A 1,402-nucleotide genomic window follows, 5' to 3' on the forward strand; every position below is an offset into this window, starting at 1 on the left:
ATGTGGCACTCGTCGCCACCGGAGGAGAAGTCACCGAAGTAGTCGACGACGTCCTCCGGCCACTGGTTCGCCTCCGCCAGCAGCACGGTGTCCGGGTACATCGCGTCGATCTCGCGGCGGACCCGCTTGAGGAACTGGTGTGTGGCGGGCAGGTTCTCGCAGTTCGTCCCCTCGCACGCGTACAGGTACGGCACGGCGTCCAGCCGGAACCCGTCGATGCCCAGGTCCAGCCAGAAGCGGAGGGCGGCCAGGATCTCCTCCTGCACGGCCGGGTTCTCGTAGTTCAGGTCCGGCTGGTGCGAGAAGAAGCGGTGGAAGTAGTACTGGTCGCGCACCGGGTCGTGGGTCCAGTTGGAGGTCTCGGTGTCGACGAAGATGATCCGCGCGTCCTCGTACCGCTTGTCGTCGTCGGCCCACATGTAATAGTCCCCGTACGGACCGTCGGGGTTCTTCCGCGACTCCTGGAACCACGGGTGCTGGTCGCTGGTGTGGTTCATGACGAAGTCGATGATCACGCGCATGCCGCGCTGGTGGGCGGCGTCGACGAACTCCACGAAGTCGGCGAGGTCACCGAACTCCGGGAGCACGGCGGTGTAGTCGGAGACGTCGTAGCCGCCGTCGCGGAGCGGTGACTTGAAGAACGGCGGCAGCCACAGGCAGTCCACGCCCAGCCACTGCAGATAGTCCAGCTTGGCGGTCAGGCCCTTGAGGTCGCCGACCCCGTCGCCGTCGCTGTCCTGGAAGGAGCGGACGAGGACCTCGTAGAAGACGGCGCGCTTGAACCACTCCGGGTCACGGTCCTTGGCCGGTGTGTCCTCGAAGGTGTCCGGGACGGGGCTGTTGACAGTCATGACGCGCTGGGCCCTCCGTTCTGGGGCGGGGCGGACGATCGCCGGACGTGGAGCACGTGCGCCGGCACCCGGCCGGGTTCGAGGCGTACGTAGTTGGCCCTGCCCCAGTGGTAGGTCTCGCCGGTGAGCTCGTCACGCACCGGCACCGACTCGTGCCAGTCCAGGCCGAGTTGCGGCATGTCCAACGAGACCGTCGCCTCCTGGGCGCGGTGGGGGTCGAGGTTGACGACCACGACGACGGTGTCCGAGCCGGTGCGCTTGCTGTACGCGATGACGGCGCCGTTGTCGGTCGGATGGAAGCGGAGGTTCCTCAGGCGCCGCAACGCGGGGTGCCGGCGCCTGATGGTGTTGAGCTGGGTGATGAGGGGTGCGATGGTGCGTCCCTCGCGTTCGGCGGCGGCCCAGTCGCGGGGCTTGAGCTGGTACTTCTCCGAGTCGAGGTATTCCTCGGAACCTTCGCGCAACGGCGTGTTCTCACACAGTTCGTAGCCGCTGTAGATGCCCCAGGTGGGGGAGAGCGTCGCGGCCAGCACCGCGCGGGCCTCGAAGGC

The 1,402-nt window shown here is 67.4% G+C and carries 2 protein-coding genes; both read right to left on the reverse strand.

Annotated elements, in window-relative coordinates; translation table 11 throughout:
- Window positions 1-851 (reverse strand): alpha-amylase family glycosyl hydrolase (locus tag ACWC21_RS41315; protein WP_450889993.1); only part of this gene is annotated, 851 nt, incomplete at its 3' end.
- A partial coding sequence (locus tag ACWC21_RS41320) for a DUF3459 domain-containing protein (RefSeq protein ID WP_450889995.1) occupies window positions 848-1,402 on the reverse strand: 555 nt, incomplete at its 5' end. The genes ACWC21_RS41320 and ACWC21_RS41315, both read right to left, overlap by 4 nt.

The sequence above is a fragment of the Streptomyces sp. NPDC001348 genome (genome assembly GCF_053597535.1).